This window comes from Phytoactinopolyspora endophytica (assembly GCF_004138495.1).
Lineage (GTDB): Bacteria > Actinomycetota > Actinomycetes > Jiangellales > Jiangellaceae > Phytoactinopolyspora > Phytoactinopolyspora endophytica.
On sequence record NZ_ML142856.1, the window covers coordinates 10,670 to 11,030 of the forward strand.

General features: G+C 70.1%; 1 protein-coding gene. It reads right to left on the reverse strand.

Going from position 1 to position 361, the window contains the following annotated elements:
• Positions 1-69 precede the first annotated feature (69 nt).
• Positions 70-361: LPXTG cell wall anchor domain-containing protein (locus ELR45_RS38090; RefSeq protein WP_129667380.1), on the reverse strand; the 292-nt coding region annotated here is incomplete at its 5' end.

Consider the following 361-nt stretch of genomic DNA (forward strand, 5'->3'; position numbering starts at 1 on the left):
GGGGTCCGGGACGGCCCGGCACGTCGCTGTTCATGTCAGCCGGTGCCGGACGTCACGCCCACGAACGAGTCAGATCATCAACTGCCCGCGACGCCGGCCGACCGCCAGCAGCCCACCGCCGAGAGCCAAAGCCGCACCTCCGGCGACGAGCCACGCCGTAGTGGCGGAGCCGGTGTCCGGCAGGCCCTCGTCGTCATCGTCGTCCTCATCCTCGGGGTCCTCCGGGTCTTCAGGGTCCTCGGGATCTTCAGGATCCTCCGGGTCCTCCGGGTCCTCCGGGTCCTCGGGATCTTCAGGATCCTCCGGGTCCTCCGGGTCCTCCGGGTCCTCGGGATCTTCAGGATCCTCGGGATCCTCCGGG